The 16,830-nt window shown below is 72.3% G+C and carries 18 protein-coding genes; 10 read left to right on the plus strand and 8 right to left on the minus strand.

Annotated features, from left to right (window positions below; genetic code table 11):
- On the minus strand, nt 1-230 hold a 230-nt coding region (locus ACWEBX_RS32345; protein WP_451888330.1), incomplete at its 3' end, for an SPFH domain-containing protein.
- A 177-nt stretch (nt 231-407) separates the two neighbouring features.
- On the minus strand, nt 408-1,580 hold the full coding sequence (zapE, locus tag ACWEBX_RS32350) for a cell division protein ZapE (protein ID WP_451888331.1): 1,173 nt from the start codon (nt 1,578-1,580) through the stop codon (nt 408-410).
- Between zapE and ACWEBX_RS32355 the strand changes: the two genes are divergently transcribed.
- The 4 genes from ACWEBX_RS32355 to msrB all read left to right on the plus strand — a co-directional run bounded on the left by ACWEBX_RS32355 (nt 1,579) and on the right by msrB (nt 4,963).
- Complete coding sequence (locus ACWEBX_RS32355; protein ID WP_451888332.1) at nt 1,579-2,391, plus strand: pyrimidine reductase family protein; 813 nt, start codon at nt 1,579-1,581, stop codon at nt 2,389-2,391. The two genes, zapE and ACWEBX_RS32355, sit on opposite strands and share 2 nt — an antisense overlap.
- A gap of 131 nt (nt 2,392-2,522) precedes the next feature.
- Nucleotides 2,523-2,978 carry an indole-3-glycerol phosphate synthase gene (locus ACWEBX_RS32360; protein WP_451888345.1) on the plus strand — a complete coding sequence of 152 codons (456 nt, stop codon included), beginning with the start codon at nt 2,523-2,525 and terminating at the stop codon, nt 2,976-2,978.
- 143 nt (nt 2,979-3,121) lie between these two features.
- Nucleotides 3,122-4,510, plus strand: a complete 1,389-nt coding sequence (gene murC, locus ACWEBX_RS32365) for a UDP-N-acetylmuramate--L-alanine ligase (RefSeq protein WP_451888333.1) — start codon at nt 3,122-3,124, stop codon at nt 4,508-4,510.
- 45 nt (nt 4,511-4,555) lie between these two features.
- Nucleotides 4,556-4,963 (plus strand): peptide-methionine (R)-S-oxide reductase MsrB, encoded by a 408-nt coding sequence (gene msrB / locus ACWEBX_RS32370; protein ID WP_451888334.1) that lies wholly within the window; start codon nt 4,556-4,558, stop codon nt 4,961-4,963.
- A 105-nt stretch (nt 4,964-5,068) separates the two neighbouring features.
- Here the strand turns inward: msrB and ACWEBX_RS32375 are convergent, their stop codons facing one another.
- Nucleotides 5,069-6,115 carry a lysylphosphatidylglycerol synthase transmembrane domain-containing protein gene (locus ACWEBX_RS32375; RefSeq protein ID WP_451888335.1) on the minus strand — a complete coding sequence of 349 codons (1,047 nt, stop codon included), beginning with the start codon at nt 6,113-6,115 and terminating at the stop codon, nt 5,069-5,071.
- A gap of 469 nt (nt 6,116-6,584) precedes the next feature.
- Between ACWEBX_RS32375 and ACWEBX_RS32380 the strand changes: the two genes are divergently transcribed.
- Nucleotides 6,585-7,982, plus strand: coding sequence for a YhgE/Pip domain-containing protein (locus ACWEBX_RS32380; protein ID WP_451888336.1), 1,398 nt, complete (start codon nt 6,585-6,587; stop codon nt 7,980-7,982).
- 37 nt (nt 7,983-8,019) lie between these two features.
- Here the strand turns inward: ACWEBX_RS32380 and ACWEBX_RS32385 are convergent, their stop codons facing one another.
- Both ACWEBX_RS32385 and ACWEBX_RS32390 read right to left on the minus strand, forming a co-directional pair.
- Nucleotides 8,020-8,889: a LysR family transcriptional regulator gene (locus tag ACWEBX_RS32385; RefSeq protein WP_451888337.1), complete on the minus strand. Its 870-nt coding sequence runs from the start codon at nt 8,887-8,889 to the stop codon at nt 8,020-8,022.
- Between the two features lie 99 nt (nt 8,890-8,988).
- Nucleotides 8,989-9,960, minus strand: coding sequence for an AraC-like ligand-binding domain-containing protein (locus ACWEBX_RS32390; protein WP_451888338.1), 972 nt, complete (start codon nt 9,958-9,960; stop codon nt 8,989-8,991).
- A gap of 206 nt (nt 9,961-10,166) precedes the next feature.
- Here ACWEBX_RS32390 and ACWEBX_RS32395 point away from each other — a divergent pair, with 206 nt between their 5' ends.
- Genes ACWEBX_RS32395 through ACWEBX_RS32415 form a run of 5 tightly spaced genes read left to right on the plus strand, consistent with a single transcriptional unit; the run spans nt 10,167 to nt 14,370 of the window.
- Nucleotides 10,167-11,612 (plus strand): ATP-binding protein, encoded by a 1,446-nt coding sequence (locus ACWEBX_RS32395; RefSeq protein ID WP_451888339.1) that lies wholly within the window; start codon nt 10,167-10,169, stop codon nt 11,610-11,612.
- A complete protein-coding gene (locus ACWEBX_RS32400; RefSeq protein ID WP_451888340.1) occupies nt 11,609-12,022 on the plus strand; it encodes a roadblock/LC7 domain-containing protein in 414 nt (137 codons plus the stop codon). Before ACWEBX_RS32395 ends, ACWEBX_RS32400 begins: the two co-directional genes overlap by 4 nt.
- Nucleotides 12,019-12,384, plus strand: a complete 366-nt coding sequence (locus ACWEBX_RS32405; protein WP_355768307.1) for a DUF742 domain-containing protein — start codon at nt 12,019-12,021, stop codon at nt 12,382-12,384. Before ACWEBX_RS32400 ends, ACWEBX_RS32405 begins: the two co-directional genes overlap by 4 nt.
- A complete protein-coding gene (locus ACWEBX_RS32410) occupies nt 12,362-12,988 on the plus strand; it encodes a GTP-binding protein (protein WP_451888341.1) in 627 nt (208 codons plus the stop codon). Before ACWEBX_RS32405 ends, ACWEBX_RS32410 begins: the two co-directional genes overlap by 23 nt.
- Before the next feature lie 38 nt (nt 12,989-13,026).
- Nucleotides 13,027-14,370, plus strand: a complete 1,344-nt coding sequence (locus ACWEBX_RS32415; RefSeq protein ID WP_451888346.1) for a cytochrome P450 — start codon at nt 13,027-13,029, stop codon at nt 14,368-14,370.
- On the opposite strand, the gene ACWEBX_RS32420 is transcribed toward ACWEBX_RS32415, so the two are convergent.
- The 3 genes from ACWEBX_RS32420 to ACWEBX_RS32430 all read right to left on the minus strand — a co-directional run.
- The gene (locus tag ACWEBX_RS32420; protein ID WP_451888342.1) at nt 14,347-15,591 is read right to left on the minus strand and encodes a cytochrome P450 family protein; all 1,245 of its coding nucleotides are present in this window, start codon (nt 15,589-15,591) and stop codon (nt 14,347-14,349) included. The two genes, ACWEBX_RS32415 and ACWEBX_RS32420, sit on opposite strands and share 24 nt — an antisense overlap.
- Before the next feature lie 191 nt (nt 15,592-15,782).
- A complete protein-coding gene (locus ACWEBX_RS32425; RefSeq protein ID WP_451888343.1) occupies nt 15,783-16,196 on the minus strand; it encodes a DUF6114 domain-containing protein in 414 nt (137 codons plus the stop codon).
- Nucleotides 16,196-16,830: DUF6230 family protein (locus ACWEBX_RS32430; RefSeq protein ID WP_451888344.1), on the minus strand; the 635-nt coding region annotated here is incomplete at its 5' end. The genes ACWEBX_RS32430 and ACWEBX_RS32425, both read right to left, overlap by 1 nt.

Here is a 16,830-nt window from a genome sequence, read left to right on the forward strand (position 1 = left end):
CCCTCCTGGGCCGGGATGGGCAGGGTCACGATCTGCATGTTGACCTTGCGCAGCCGGTCCACGAACGGCACGACCATCGTGAAGCCGGGGGAGCGGACCTCGCCGGCCAGCCGCCCGAGACGGAAGACGACCCCGCGTTCGTACTGTTTGACGACGCGGGCGCCGGCGGCGACGTAGATGACCGAGGCGGAACAGGCCGCCGTGATCGCCACGATGAGTTCCTCGACCATGACGACCCCCTTCCGAGCCGCCTGACATGTCTGTCCATTCCACTCTACGTCGCGGGCGCGCGGTTGTTACCGGTCGGTGGGGAGGGGTTCCCGAGGCCGGTGGCGTGCCGCGGTACCAGGCGTACCGGGCGCGTGCGGGGCGTCGCCGGGCAGACGGGAGTGGTCAGCGGGATTTGGTCAGCGGGAGTGGTCGGACACGCCCTGGGCTCCCCGGCCCTCCACGAGACCCTTCGCGTCGCGGGCCAGCGCGGTCAGCCGGGAGATCGCGCGGAAGTACTTCTTGCGGTAGCCGCCGTTCAGCATCTCCTCGCTGAACAGCCGGTCGAAGGGCATCCCGGAGGCGAGGACCGGCACCTCGCGGTCGTACAGCCGGTCGGCGAGCACGACGAGCCGCAGCGCCGTCGACTGGTCCGGGACGGGCTGGACGTCGGTGAGGCAGACCGCCTTGAGCCCGTCGGTCAGGGCGCCGTACCGGCTGGGGTGGACCCGGGCGAGGTGGCCGAGCAGGTGCGGGAAGTCGTCCAGGGAGGCGCCGTCGGTGGCGTACGCGGCCTTGGTGACCTGCTCGTCGGAGAACGGGGCGGGCGCCTCGGGCAGACCGCGGTGGCGGTAGTCCTCGCCGTCGATGCGCAGCGACCGGAAGCGCGAGGAGAGGCCCTGGATCTCCCGCAGGAAGTCCGCGGACGCGAACCGGCCCTCGCCGAGCTTGCCCGGAAGCGTGTTCGAGGTGGCGGCGAGTGCCACGCCCGCGTCGACCAGCTTGCCGAGCAGGGTGGAGACGAGGACGGTGTCGCCCGGGTCGTCGAGTTCGAACTCGTCGATGCACAGGAGACGGTGCCCGGAGAGGGTCTGCACGGTCTTCTGGAAGCCGAGCGCGCCGACCAGGTTCGTCAGCTCCACGAAGGTGCCGAACGCCTTGAGCGAGGGCTCCGCGGGGGTCGCGTGCCACAGGGAGGCGAGGAGGTGGGTCTTGCCGACGCCGTAACCGCCGTCCAGGTACACGCCGCGGGGGCCGGCCGGCGTCTTCGGGGCCCCCTTGCCGAAGCCGAACAGCCGCCGCTTGGGCGCACCCACGGCGTGCGCCCCGCCGAGACCCGCGGCGAACGCCTCGAGGATCCCCACGGCCTCGGTCTGGCTGGGCTGGTTCGGGTCCGGGATGTACGTGGCGAAGCGGACCGAGTCGAAGCGCGGCGGCGGCACCATCTCGGCGACGAGCCGGTCGGCGGGGACGTGCGGCTCGCGGGCGCACAGGGACAGCGGGGCCGCTTCGGCTATCGGGTCGATCGCGGAGGCGGTGGAGGTGGACGACACGGTTCCCCACTCTATGCGCCGTGCCACACTGCACGTCATGCGACGCCTGTTCCCTGTGACCTACGAAACAGCAGCCCAGCCCTCCGGCGAGGCCTCCGGGACGGACGGGGCGGAGCGCGAGTGGGAGCTCGGGGAACTGGCCGAGGCGTACGCCTACCCCGACGTCCGCCTGCCCTGGCTCCGGGCCAACATGGTGTCCACGCTCGACGGTGCCGCCCAGCACGACGGGCGTTCGCAGCCCATCTCGAACGCCACCGACATGAGGATCTTCGGTGTCCTCAGGGGGCTCGCGGACGTCGTGGTCGTCGGCGCCGAGACGGTGCGGCAGGAGGGCTACCGGCCGGCACGCGCGCGTGAGGCCTTCGCGGCGCTGCGGGAGGCCGCCGGGCAGGGCCCCGCGCCCGCGATCGCGGTGGTCACGGCGAGCCTCGGCCTGGACTTCTCGCTGCCGCTGTTCACCTCGCCCCTGGTGCCCACGCTGGTGCTGACCGGTTCCGCGGCGGCGCCGGAGCGGATCGCCGAGGCCGAGCGGGCGGGCGCGCGGGTGGTGATCGCCGGCGACGGCATGGGGGTCGATCCCGCCCGTGCCGTACGCGCCCTGGGCGACCTCGGGCACACCAGGCTGCTGACCGAGGGCGGGCCCAGGCTGCTGGGTCAGTTCGTCGCGGCCGGTGTCCTGGACGAGATGTGTCTGACGCTGTCCCCGATGCTCGCCGCCGGCGACGCCCAGCGGATCGCGGGAGGGCCCTCGGTGCCGGTTCCCCAGCACTTCGAACTGGCGTCCCTGCTGGAAGAGGCCGGGTTCCTGTACAGCCGGTACCGTCGATCCGGCCGACAGTCGGAACAATAGATTCCGTTTCTCTTCGGACGGGCACACTGATTCGCGCAGTACCCGTGCTGTCACGGGGCAGGATGGTTTCCGCAGGGGGCCGGGACGGCCCACGGACGAGAAGGGCGCCTGGCGTGTTCACGAGCGTATTGATGATCGAGAAGGCCCTGACGTCCGCCGACGTGGAGTTCGTCACCACCTTGCACGGTGACGAGGCGGTCGCCTTCCACGTGCTGCTCCAGCCCCGGGGCGACCAGGCGGACCGGCTGCTGCGGGCCATCGACGACGTCGCCATGGGCGAGATCGACGATGCGACCCACGAGGGCAGGACGCCGGAGGGCGACGCGGCCGTCGGGCAGGGCGAGCGGGCGCTGGAGGTGTCGCTCATCGCGCTGCGCGGGTCCGGCGGCACGGCCGAGGGCAAGCTCATCGAGGACCACCCCCTCGACGCGCTCAGGAGCCTGGTCGACGAGGTGAAGGCCGACGAGGTCATCGTGCTGACCGACCCGCACTACGTGGAGGAGTTCTTCCACCGGGACTGGGCCTCCCGGGCCCGCCACAAGGTGGGCGTGCCGGTCCTGAAGCTGTTCTCGCACAGCAAGGCGTGAACCGGGCGCCCCGACGGGTGCCCGGGGCGCGCGTCCGTCGGTGTCCCTCGTGAGGCGCCGTCCGCCGCACCCAATAGGCTGGGCCCGCGTTCCCTTCGGGCGAGCGCGCCCACCTTCGTACCGGATCTTGGGGAGAAACACGCATGGCACCCGGCCTTCCTACCGCGATGGACCGACCGCACTTCATCGGCATCGGCGGCGCCGGGATGTCGGGCATCGCGAAGATCCTCGCCCAGCGCGGAGCCGTCGTGGCGGGCAGTGACGCGAAGGAGTCCCCCACCGCCGAGGCGCTGCGCGCGCTGGGCGCCACGGTCCACATCGGGCACGCGGCCGACCACCTCGCCCCCGACGCCACCTGCGTCGTGGTCTCCTCCGCGATCCGCGCGGACAACCCGGAGCTCGCCCGCGCCGCCGAGCTCGGCATCCCGGTGGTCCACCGCTCGGACGCCCTCGCCCGTCTGATGGACGGCCTGCGCCCGATCGCGGTCGCCGGCACCCACGGCAAGACGACCACCACCTCGATGCTGGCCGTGTCCCTGTCCTCGCTCGGCCTCGCCCCCTCGTACGCCATCGGCGGCGACCTCGACGCCCCCGGTTCGAACGCCCTGCACGGCGACGGCGACATCTTCGTCGCCGAGGCGGACGAGTCGGACCGCAGCTTCCACAAGTACGCGCCCGAGGTCGCGATCATCCTCAACGTCGAACTCGACCACCACGCCAACTACGCGTCCATGGAGGAGATCTACGAGTCCTTCGAGACGTTCGTGGGCCGCGTCACCGAGGGCGGCACGCTGGTGATCTCGGCGGACCACGAGGGCGCCCGCGAGCTGACCCGCCGGGTCGCGGGCCGTGACGTGACCGTGGTGACGTACGGCGACTCCGCCGACGCCGACGTCCGGGTGCTCTCCGTCGTCCCGCACGGCCTGAAGAGCGAGGTGACGGTCCTGTTGGACGGCGCCGAGCTGACCTTCACGGTCTCCGTCCCCGGCCGCCACTACGCCCACAACGCGGTGGCCGCGCTGGCCGCGGGCGTCGCCCTGGGTGTCCCGGCCGCCGAGCTGGCCCCGGCGCTCGCCTCGTACACCGGCGTGAAGCGCCGCCTCCAGCTCAAGGGCGAGGTGGCCGGCGTCCAGGTCATCGACTCCTACGCGCACCACCCGACCGAGATGACCGCCGACCTGGAGGCCATGCGGGCCGGGACCTCGGGCCGCATCCTCGTGGTCTTCCAGCCGCACCTCTTCTCCCGCACCCAGGAGCTGGGCAAGGAGATGGGCGAGGCCCTGTCGCTGGCGGACGCCTCGGTCGTCCTGGACATCTACCCGGCCCGCGAGGACCCGATCCCGGGTGTCACCAGCGAGCTGATCATCCAGGCCGCGCGCACCGCGGGCGCGGAGGTGACGCCGGTCCACGACAAGGCCGAGGTCCCGTCCGTCGTCGCGGGAATGTCGAAGCCCGGTGATCTCGTTCTCACCATGGGCGCGGGCGACGTGACGGATCTCGGACCGGAGATCCTCTCCCGCCTGGCCGAGTGACCGTGGCCCTCAGCGGGCCTCCTTGAGCGTGAGGGGTTGAGCTTCATGTCGTACGACATCGAAAAGCCGGACGAGCAGTGGCGCGCGGAGCTGACCCCGTCCGAGTACACGGTGCTGCGCAAGGCGGGCACCGAGCCCGCCTTCACCGGCGAGTACACCGACACCAAGACGAAGGGCGTCTACTCCTGTCGCGCCTGCGGCGCCGAACTCTTCACCTCCACGGAGAAGTTCGAGTCGCACTGCGGCTGGCCGTCCTTCTACGACCCGAAGGACTCGGACGCCGTCGAGCTGATCCAGGACCGTTCGCACGGAATGACGCGGACGGAGGTGCGGTGCTCCCGCTGCGGGTCGCACCTCGGCCATGTCTTCGAGGGCGAGGGCTATGCGACGCCGACGGATCAGCGGTACTGCATCAACAGCATCTCGCTGCGGATGACGCCGGACGAGGGCTGAGCGCGGCCGGCCCGCGCCGTTTGGGGCGAGCGCGGCCGGCCGACGTCGGAGGGGGACCGGGCGCGGCCGGCCGGGCTGTCGTGCCCGGCCCGCGCCGGTCCCCGTTCACAGCACCTTGCGGTGGACCAGGGCCGACAGGATGAGTGTGCCCGGGAGCAGCGGGATCCAGGCCGTCAGGACGCGGTAGCCGATGACGGTGGCCGTCGACAGGCCCGCCGGGGCGCCCAGCGAGACCATCGTGAAGACCATGGCCGCGTCCACCGGGCCGATTCCGCCCGGCGCGGGTACGGCGCCGACGGCGGTACTGGCGATCAGCAGCGCGAACACCACCTGAGCCCAGGACAGCGGCAGCCCGAGCGAGAAGCCGACCGCCGCGATCGTGCTGCCCTGGATCACCGGGGCGGCGGCCGAACCACCCCAGAGGGCGAGGACGCGGCTCGGCCGGGTGTGCAGGATCCGTACGTCGGTCAGGGCCGTACGGACCAGGCCGACGACGGAACGGCGCAGCGGACGGACGACCGTCAGGAGCAGACAGGCGATCGTGAGGCCGAGCGCCACGCTTCCCCCCGCGAGGAGCAGTGTCCGGCGGTCCGGGGCGAGTCCTGCGAGCCGGCGGGTGTCCTCGAGTGCCAGCAGGAACAAGACCAGCACCGGGATCCGAGCCACCGGCTTGACCAGCGAGTACAGGGCGAGCGAGGCGGTGGCGCGAGCCAGGGGGATGCCCCGGCCCAGCAGGAAGCGCAGGGTGACGGCGTGGGCTCCGAGGCTCGACGGCAGTACGAGGTTGGCGGCGCCGGCGGCCAATTGTGACGCCAGCAACAGGCCGGGTGGCAGCCTCTCCGGGAGGGCGCCCTGCCGGATGCACGCGGCGACCACCCAGCCCAGCAGGGTGAAGAGGACGCCCGCGAGCAGCCACCGGGGATCGGCGTCACCCAGTCGTGCGGCGCCGTCGTGCCAGGTGTGCCGGTCCATCGCCGCCCACGTCCCGATCACCACGAGAGGGAGCAGCGCGAGGGCCAGCCGGGTGAGGCGACCGGGGGCCGTCAGAGACGTGGGACGGGTGGTGGGGGAGTCACCGGTGCATGCCCCGCCGCCGGATGCCGGTGCCGTCACGGCGGATGCGGGGAGGCTGTCGAGCGGGGGCAGGGACACGGCGCACGTCGTCCTTCCGCGTCACGCCCGGGTACGGACGGACGGATCCGAGGCGATACAACGGGGACGGGGAAAAACGTTCCCGTTCGGTGTGACGCCACGGTGTCCGGGAGTGGAAGCGGGACCACCGTGTGAGCGACACGGCCGAAGACACCGACCGAGGTGACGAACGTACGACCCGTGGGGGGAACGTGCGACCTCAGAATCCGGCCTCGGAAGGCGAAGCCAGGCCCGGGGCGGCGGCCGAGGGGGCGGCACGCGGGGCGTGATCCGGTTGCCGTGCGCGCGGGCGTCGTCGTGCGCGGTGCCGTCGTGTATGCGGCCGGGGCCGTCGCCGGGGGCCCGGCGAGTCGCCGTCCGTGACGCGCGCGCACACCCGATCCTGGCTTGACGTGCGGTCCTGGACTCCCCGGCCGAGGGCCGCGCGCCGAACGCCGTTCCCGTGCCGCCCCGGAACCTGTGGAGAACCATGGACGCCGACAGCAATCACCCCGAGGAGCCCCCGGGCACAACGGACTCGGGCGGCGGCGCCGCCCGCCCCGGTGGCCCCGGTGACAACGCCGGCGGCCCGGACACCTCCGTACCGGCGCGTGCCGCCACGCTCCTGCGCCACCCGAAGCTGTGGCTGGTGCCCACCGTGCTGACGAGTCTGCTCGCGCTGCTGCTGTCGCTGCTGTACATGGGCGGCATCGTCAACCCGAGCGGGCATCTGCGCGACCTGCCGATCGGCCTGGTCAACGAGGACACCGGCAAGCCCCCTCCCGGGCAGCGGCAGAACGTGGGCGCCCAGATCACCGCGGCCGTCGCCGCGAGCGACACCGCCGGCGCCGCGGGCTGGCGCAGACTCACCGCCGCGCAGGCCCAGGAGGAACTCTCCTCCGGCAAGATCTACGGGGCCCTCGTCGTCCCCCGGAACTTCACCGACTCCCTGACCGCGCTGACCACGGCGAACGCCACCGTCCGGCCCACCATGACGGTGCTGACGAACCCCGGCATGGGCAGCCTCGGTTCGTCCTTGGCCTCCCGGATCACCACGGCGGCGGCCCAGCAGGCCTCCACGACCATCGGCAGGCAACTGACGGCGTCCCCCGTGACCGCGAAGGCGGACGCCACGACGCGGCTGCTGCTCGCCGACCCCGTCCAGATCGTCACCCGGGTCGGACACCCCATCGGCGCGCACAGCGGTCTCGGGCTGAGCGCGTTCTACTACACCCTGCTCCTGGTGCTGGCCGGGTTCCTCGGCGGCAACCTCATCGGCACCGGCGTCGACACGGCCCTCGGCTACGCCGACACCGAGATCGGCCCCTGGCACACCCGCCGCCCCACCGTGCCGATCAGCCGCACCCAGACCCTGCTCCTGAAGATGGTCATGACCGCCGGGATCACCGTGCTCACGGTGTCCCTGGTCATGCTGGCCACCGTCGCGATCCTGGGCATGGACGCCACCCATCTGCCGCTGCTGTGGCTCTACTCCTACTGCGCGAGCCTGGCCGTCGGACTGGGCGTCCAGGCCATCAACGCGGCGTTCGGCGGGATCGGCCAGCTCGTGTCCATGTTCGTGTTCATCGTGCTGGGCCTGCCCTCCTCCGGCGCCACCGTCCCGCTCCAGGCGGTCCCCGGCTTCTACCGGTTCCTGTCCGTCTTCGAGCCCATGCGCCAGCTCAGCGACGGGGTGCGCGCCATCCTGTTCTTCGACGCGCGGGCCGACGCCGGGCTCGGCCGCGCCTGGCTCATGATCGCCGTCGGTACCGTGCTCGCCCTCGTCTTCGGCTTCGTGATGACCCGCTACTACGACCGCAAGGGCCTGGACCGGCTGACCCCCCAGCCACCCCCTCACCCGGCCTCCCGCCCCGCGGCATCCACCTGACGACCGGGCCGGCGGTCCGGCGCACCGGGGACCGTCCTCAGGTCATGTGCCGCAGGAGCGCGGTGACCGCGGGAGGGGTCTTGCCGCGGGGGTGGATCAGCATGATCTTCCAGTGCGGCGCGTGCCGGGCGAACGCGTGGGTGCTGAGGCCCGGGAACCGTCCCGCGATCGAGGCGGGCATGACACAGACGCCCAGGTCGTCGCGGACGAGCTCGGCCGCGGCCACGATGTCGTCGACCTCGAAGGCCGGCTCCCGTTCCACGCCGACGGCACGGAAGGCCCGGTCCACGCAGAGGCGGATCGCCCAGCCCGGCGTGAACTCCACCAGCGGAAGCCGGGCCGCCGCGGCGAGGGTGACCGTGCCGTCGGGGCCGGTCGCGGTGAGCGCGCGCGCCGGGGCGGACACCAGCACCATCTCCTCGTACGACAGCAGTCGCGTCACCAGACCGCGCTGCCGCTGCCGGTCGAGCGCCACCACGGCCAGGTCGACGCTGCCCTCCCGCAGCCCGTCCCGGATGTCGGGGAGGGACGCCTGCCGCAACCGCACCACCACGCCCGGATGCTCGGCGCGCAGAGCGGCCAGCGGCCGGTGCAGGTCGGCCCAGACACCCCGTGCCGTGGCGATGGTGACCCGCCCCCGGAGCCGTCCCCGGACCAGGTCGACGGTCGCCCGAGCCTGCTCGGCCGCCCGCAGCGCGGAGCGCGCCGCCGGGACGAAGACCTCGCCCGCCGGGGTCAGGGACACCCGGTGCGTGGTGCGGTCGAACAGGGGGGTGCCCAGCTCCCGTTCCAGCGCGAGGACGGCGCTCGACACGGCGGACTGCACCACGCGCAGCCGCTGGGCCGCCGCCGTGAAACCGCCCTCCTCGGCGACCGCGACCACGACCTCCATCTGCCGCAGATCCATCTCCACTCCCGGGACAGCAGCCGTCCTGGACCGGATTCCCGCCCAGGACCGGAATCCCGTCCCCTACCGATTGTCCCAGGACGTGATCGGCCGCGGGCGTCACGTCGCGCGGACACCGTTGCGCATCTCGCGCGGGCTCACCCCGAAGCGCTGCCGGAAGGCGGTGCTCAGCGCGCTCGCCGACGAGAACCCCGAGGCGTAGGCGAGATCGGTGATCGTCAGATGTTCGCAGTCGCCGCACCGGAGCCGTTCGCGGACCAGCCGCAGCCGCTCCTCGCGGATCAGGTCGCGGGGGGTGGTGCCCGCGTACTGGAGGGCGAGCTGGATCTGGCGCAGCGACCAGCCGAGGGCGCGGGCCATGGACGTACCGGTGAGGCCGGGGTCGGCGGCGTTCTCGCGGACGTGGCGGCGGACCACCGTCTCCACGTCGGACAGGTGACGGGCGCCCTCCGGGCGGTCGTCGCCGGTGGTGAGCATGCACAGCAGCTCCACCACCCGGTCGGACACGGCGTTGAACTGGGCGTCGGTGAGGTCGTCGCGCTCGGCGTACAGACCGTCGAGCATCGAGCGGACGACACGGCCGAGCCCCCTGCTCAGGTCGAGGCCGGTGGCCAGCGGCGACTTGCGGTTCAGCGGGCCGTCCAGCTCACGGGCCGGGATCGTGAGGACGAACGCCTGGGTGGAGGCGTCCTGGAGACACTGGAAGGGCGACCCGAACGAGACGAGCGTGCCCGTCCCCGGTGTCAGCCGTGCCTCGTGGCCGTCCTGGCGCAGGACGATCTCCCCGGTCAGCGGCAGCAGCAGCCGGTAGTCCGCGTCGGGATCCTCGCGGATCTGCCGCGCGGTCCTGCTGTACTCGATCGCGTCCGACCGGAACCGGACGAGCTGATACGCCTCGGAGCGCTGACGGACCGTCTCACCGCTGAAGTCGCCGGTACGGCTGTACCGATAGCCCATCCGGGACTGGTACGACCCGATGTGCTCGCTCCAGAAGTCGGCCCGCTCCGCCGGTTCCACCGAGCCCGTCGACCGGGCTTCCACCAGGTAGTTCCCCGTGGGCAAGGCCACCATCGACTCCCGTACGGGTGAGGGCAGTTACGCGGTGTCAGCCTAGTACACACAGCCGGTGCGCATGGCGGCAACTTCCTTGCGCGTCGCGGAAAGCGCGAACGCCGGCACGCGGCTACCGTCGTCCGCCCCGTCAACTCGCGCACCGTCCCTCACTTTTCCCGCTCCCGCCCCGGCAATGCGTTTCCGCATAAGAGGACTTGAGGACCATGACCGAACGGATACCGGAGGCCGCGTCCTGGTGCCTGGCGGCCGGCCTGCTCGCCGTCACCGTGCTGCTGCTGCGCCAGCGCGGGATCAGCGCGCGGCAGCGCCGGCGGACCGACGATCTCACGGAGGACCTGCGGGCCCGCGACGAGGAGCTGCGCCACCTGGCCGAGGTCCGCCTGCCCGTCCTGGAGGATACCCCGCACCGGCCCGCCGCTCCCGCCGCCCCTCTGCTCGACGCCCGTCTGGCCGGGACGGACTTCGCGAAGCACCTCGACGGCGTTCTGGAACGCTTCTCGGAGGCGGTGGGACACGCGCAGGCGCGCGCCGACCGGTCCGCGAAGTCCGCGCTCAAGGCGTCCATGCGCTCGATCCAGGCGCTCGCCAACGAGCAGCAGGTGTCCATCGCCGAGATGCAGGACCGGCACGACCACCCCGACGTCCTGCGCGACCTTCTCGAGATCGACCACACCAACGCCCAGTTCGGCCGGCGCGCCCAGGCGATCGCCGTCCTGTGCGGCTCCTGGCCCGGACGCCGGCGCGGTACCTCCGCGCTGACCGAGGTGGTGCGGGGCGCGACCTCCCGCGTCCGTGACTACCGGCGCGTCCGCGTCAACGGAGAGGTCGGCCTCGCCGTCGAGAGCCGCGCCGTCGAACCGGTGGTCCTCGCCCTCGCCGAACTGCTGGACAACGCGGCACGCCACTCGCAGCCCGACACCACCGTCGAGGTCACCGTCCAGTCGGCGCACAACGGGGCCTGCGTGGTCGTCGACGACGCCGGTGTCGGCATGGACGCCGGAACGATCGAGCGGGCCGCCGGGCTGCTGACCGGCCGTGACCTGGTGGACGTGACCCGGCTCGACGACCCTCCGCAGTTCGGCTTCGCCGTCATCGGCGTCCTCGCCGCACGGTACGGCTTCAGCGTCTCGGCGGACACGCGTTCCCCGTACGGCGGTGTCCGGGCGGTGGTGTTCCTGCCCGCGAAACTGCTCACGCATCCGGCCCCGGCCCCGGCCGCGCCGCCGGTGCCGCACACCCGGCGCGAGGCCGAGCCCGTCGGAACGACCACGGCCGGTGGCCTGCCGAAGCGGCGGCGCCGGGCCCCGCGACAGCCGGACGGCGCGGGACAGTCCGCCGCTGTGCCCGCTGAGCCCGCCGTCTCCGCTGTGCCCGCCGTGTCCGCCGAGGACGTCGGCGCCCGGTCGGCCGAGGAGAACGCCCGGCGCATGGGGGCGTTCGCCCGCGGCACCCGCTTCGGCCGCGCGGAGCAGGGCACCAGCGTGACCCCGGCGGCCCCTCGACCGCCGGACGCCTCCGAGGCACCTGTCGCTCTCCCGCCGGCCGACGGCGCGCTCACGTCGCCGGACCCTTCCGTGCCGGGGGAGACGGGCGCCCCCGTGCCGTCGTACGGAACACCCCACCCGAGCGAAGGGAGCACACAGGGATGACCGCGCCCATGACCAACGAGCTGGGGTGGATGCTCGACGAGGTGCTGAAGGTGCCGGAAGCCCGGCACGCGATCCTGCTGTCCGCCGACGGCATGCTCCGCGCCCACTCCGCGGACATCGGCCGGGACGACGCAGAGCGGCTGGCCGCCGGTCTGTCCGGCGTGCAGTCGATCAGCCGCAGCACCGCCGAGTTCTGCGGCCGGCCGGACACGCCCTGGCGGCAGACCCTGATCGAGTTCGCGCACGGGTACGTCTTCCTCGTCGCGGCGGGCGAGGGCACCCACCTGGCGGTGTCCACGACCGAGAACGTCGACATGGAGGCGGTCACCTACCGCATGCACAAGATGGTCGACCGGCTCGGCAAGGAGCTGACCAGCCCCGCCCGGCGGGACACCGGCAGCCCGGCATGAGACCGCCCGGACGTCGTCCCGGGGAGCGGCTGGTGCGGTCGTACGTCGTCACCGACGGCCGTTCGCAGCCCTCGCGCAACACCCTCGACCTCGTCACGCTGCTGATCGCCGCCGCCGGCCCGCCGCTCACCGGTCTGAGCCCCGAGAAGCGGCGGCTGATGGAGCTGTGCCGTCCCGGTGCCCTGTCGCTGGCCGAGGTGGCCGGCCATCTGGAGCTGCCCGTCAGCGTCACCAAAGTGCTGGTCGCCGACCTGATGGACAGCGGTCACCTCGTCACGCGCGCGCCGATCCCCTCCGCCGGACCTCCGTCCGACACCCGCGTCCTCAAGGAGGTGCTCGATGGACTGCGCTCCCGCCTCTGACACCTCGTATCGGCCCTCGTATCCGCCCTCGTATCTGCCCGAGAGCGTGCGCACCGCGGTGAAGGTGCTGGTCGTGGGCCACTTCGCGGTCGGCAAGACCACGTTCGTCGGCGCACTGTCCGAGATACGCCCGCTGCGGACCGAGGAGGTCATGACCCAAGCGGGTTCGTCCGTCGACGACTTGACCGGAACGCGGGACAAGGACACCACCACCGTCGCCCTCGACTTCGGCCGCGTCACCCTCAACGACACCCTGGTCCTCTACCTGTTCGGCGCCCCGGGGCAGCGCCGCTTCACCGGACTCTGGCGGGACCTGACACGCGGCGCGCTCGGCGCGCTCGTCCTCGCCGACACCCGGCACCTGGACCGGTCCTTCGACGTCATGGGCCTGCTGGAGGAGTTGGACCTCCCGTACGCGGTCGCCCTCAACGACTTCGACGGCGTACCCGAGTACGGGCTCGACGAGGTACGCGATGCACTCGACCTGCTGCCCTCCACCCCGCTGCTGCGCTGCGACGCCCGCGACCCGGTCTCCGCCACCGCGACGCTGATCGCCCTCGTCACCCATCTGCTGGCCCGCACCGGCGAACTGGAGACCGCGTGAACGCCGTACCGCCACCCGGCTGCCCGGCCCATCAGCCCCTGTACGGACCGGAGTTCGCGGCGGATCCCACGGCGGTCTACCGGCTGCTGCGGGAGTCCGGACCGACCGCCCGCGTCGAACTCGCCCCCGGCGTCCGGGCCACCCTGGTGACCGGGTACGACGCCGCGCTGCACGTCCTGCGCAGCCCGGAGACCTTCTCCAAGGACCCCCGCCACTGGAAGGACCTCGCCGACGGCACCGTCCCGGCGGACAGCCCGGTCCTCCCGATGATGACGTACCGGCCCAGCGCCCTGTTCACCGACGGCGAGGAGCACAGCCGGCTGCGGGGCGCCATCGCCGACACGCTCGCCCGCGTCGAGGCCGGCGCGCTGCGCGGCTGTGCCGAACGCGGCGCCGACACCCTCATCGACCGGTTCGCGCCACTCGGCACGGCGGACCTGCTCGGCGAATACGCCCAGGTCCTGCCGCTGCTCGTGTTCAACCACCTCTTCGGCTGCCCCGCCGGGCACGGCGTCCGGCTGGTCGAGGGCATGTCCGGGATGTTCGACGGGGTGGATTCCGGGAAGGCGTACGACCTGCTCATCGCCACCCTGGTCGACCTGGTCGAGCTGAAGCGGCGCCGCCCGGCCTCCGACATGACGTCCTGGCTCATGGAGCACCCGGCCGGGCTGACCGACGAGGAACTGATCCACACCCTCGCCGTGCTGATGGGCGCCGGCACCGAACCCCAGCAGAACCTGATCGCGAACGGTCTGCGCCTGCTGCTCTCCGACGACCGCTTCGCGGGCGACCTCTCCGACGGAACCCTGCCGGTGCAGGACGCCCTCGACGAGGTGCTGTGGGCCGACCCGCCGATCGCGAACTACGCCGTGCACTACCCGCGCCACGACGTCGTGTACGAGGGCACGCTGCTCCGCGCGGGCGTTCCGCTGGTGGTGAGCCTCGCCGCCGCGAACACGGATCCGACCTTGACGCACCATCAATTTATGGGCAACCGAGCCCACTTGGCTTGGAGTGCCGGACCGCACACCTGTCCCGCGCAGGGTCCGGCGCGACTGATCGCGTCCGTCGCGGTCGAGAAACTCCTGGACCGGATCCCCGACATCGAACTGTCGGTTCCCGTGGAGGAGCTGCGGTGGCGGCCCGGCCCGTTCCACCGCGCGCTCGCCGCCCTGCCGGTGAGCTTCCCGCCCGCTCCGCCCGCTCCGGCCGTCGGACGCGCCGACCGCCCGGAGCGGTCGCCGTCCGAGCCCTCTCCGCCACCGCCGTTCGAGCCCCGGTCCCCCCGGGCCGACCGCCCGCGGACCACATGGGCGCGGGCGGCGGCATGGTGGCGGGGGGAGTACGGGAGGGGCGTACTAGGCGAGACGGACCGGCAGTGAGCGGTGGCCGTTGGAGATGAAGGAGTCGACCGGCCGCAGCTCTTCCTCCGGGACGGCGAGCCGCAGGTCCGGGAAGCGGTCGAACAGGGCCGGAAGCGCGACCCGGGCCTCCAGGCGGCCCAGCGGCGCCCCCAGGCAGCGGTGCACACCGTGGCCGAAGGCGAGGTGCTCCTTGTCGGCGCGGGTGACGTCGAACTGGTCGGCGTCTTTGCCGTGGCGCTCGGGATCGCGTCCGGCGGCGGCGTAGGCCGCGAGGATCGCCTCGCCCTCGGCGATCACGGTCCCGTCGGGACCGCCGAGTTCGGAGAGGACGATGTCCTCGACGGCGTACCGCAGCGGCAGACTCGCGACCGGCGCATCCGCCCGCAGGGTCTCCTCGACCACGTCGTCCCAGTCCGCGCGGCCCGCCCGGACGTGCGCGAGCTGGTCGGGCCGGGTGAGCAGGGCGTGCACGGCGTTGTCGATGAGGTTGACCGTCGTCTCGTGACCGGCGCTGATCATGAGGATCAGGGTGTCGAGCAGCTCCTGTTCGCTGAGCGCGGTGCCCTCCTCGTCGTCGCGGGCCGCGATGAGCCCGGAGGTCAGATCGTCGCCGGGCGACTCCCTCTTGACGGCGACGAGTTCGGCGAGGATGACCAGCAACCGGCCGTAGGCGGCGGTCATTTCGCCCGGATCGGCGGAGGTGGCGAACATGCTGTCCACCAGCTCGCGCAGCTCGGGGCCCCGTTCCTCGGGCAGCCCGAACAGTTCGCTGATCACCTGGATCGGCAGCGGATAGCAGAACTCCTCGCGCAGATCGACGGCCCGGGAGCCACGGCCCGCTTCCGCCACACGGTCCAGGAGCTGCCGGGTGATCTCCTCGATACGGGGCTGGAGCGCGGCCGTCCGGCGGGCGGTGAACGCCTTGGAGACCAGCGTGCGCAGGCGACGGTGTTCACCGCCGTACGCGGTGAACATGTTCTGCACGGCCACCCAGGTGAACAGCGGCCACTCGGGCGTGATCGTGCCGTTCGCGAGCAGAGGCCAGTGCTGTTCCGCGTCCTTGGACACCCGGGGGTCGGTGAGCAGCCGCTTCAGCAGCTCGGGACCGCTCACCGCCCAGGCCTCGACGCCCCCGGGAAGCTCCACCCGGGCCACGGGTCCTCTCTCGCGGATCCGGGCGGCCTCCCCGTGGATGTCGCCTCCGGTCGCGTCGATCACCAAAGGACGTGGACTTCCCATCAGGAACCTCCTGGCAGTCGAACACCGATTCGGCATACGCCGCGTCACGCTACGCGACGACGCGGCTCCGCCGGGACACGCCCGGTGCCGATGCGTACGGTGCCAACTTCCCTGCGCGTAGAGGCAATTGCGTCCACCTGATACGCATGGGGCAAGCCAGTGAGGGTTCGGATCCCGCCGCGGGCCCCGCCTCAGGCGTGTCCGCGGCGCAGCAGCCGTCTGCGCGGCTGCTGGTCGGGGAGCCAGCCGAAGGTGAGGCAGCTTCCGACGGCTCCGAGGAGCAGGCCGATGAAGAAGCCGCCGAGGTTGGAGGTGACCCAGGTGCCGAGCGACAGCAGGATGCCCAGCAGGGAGTAGAACAGGCGCTGGGCCGGGTTGAAGAGGATCAGCAGGCCGCACAGCAGCATCACGGTGGGCAGCAGATAGCCGGCCAGGCCCTGCATGCCGATGTGCAGGACGACCTTCAGCGACGCCTTCTCGGTGAGCAGGATCTCCGCCCCCGCCAGGGTGAGCAGCAGCCCGCCCCAGAAGGGGCGGTGCGCGCGCCACTGGCGGAAGGCTTCCCTGAGGTCCCGGGAGTCGTTCGTCCGTGCTGCGGCACTCATCAGCAGGCTTGGTCGCTGAAGCGGAGCTTGAGGCCCGGCAGCTTGAACACGGCGGCCGTCGTCGCGTAGTTGGTCTGGCGCAGATTGGCGATGCGCACGGTGTCGGCCTGCTGGCTGAACACGCCCTTGGGGCCCTGGACCCCGGCCTTGTCGAGCGTGCTGGCGTCGTTGCCGATCTCGATGTTGTTGAAGGAGGCGTTGCCGGACAGCTCCGTGGAGTCGGTGGTCAGGTTGGTCGCCTGGACCTTGTCCGAGCCGCTGCCGGCCGTGATGAGCAGGTTGGTGCCCCCGAGGTCGACGCTCTGGCACAGGTGGTCGAGGGTCGCGTTCTTGATCGCCGAGGTGACGATGAGGACCTGGCCGCCCGTGTCGCCGGCGTTCGGACTGTCCTCCGCCATGTTGTCGAGGCCGCCGAACTGCTCGAAGCCGGTGCCGTTCAGCTCGGTCGCGGTGACCGTGAACGGCATGCCGGAGATGGCGAACTGGACACCGAGGGCACCCTCCGCCGTGGCGATCATCAGCCCCGCGGCGACCGCGGTGGCGGGTATCGCCATCACGGCGGCGCGGCGCAGCCGGACCCGCCCGCGGCGGCCCTGTCCGGCGGGTGAACCGCTTTCCGGGGTCTCGGGCGTGG

It is taken from the genome of Streptomyces sp. NPDC005070 (assembly GCF_053600395.1).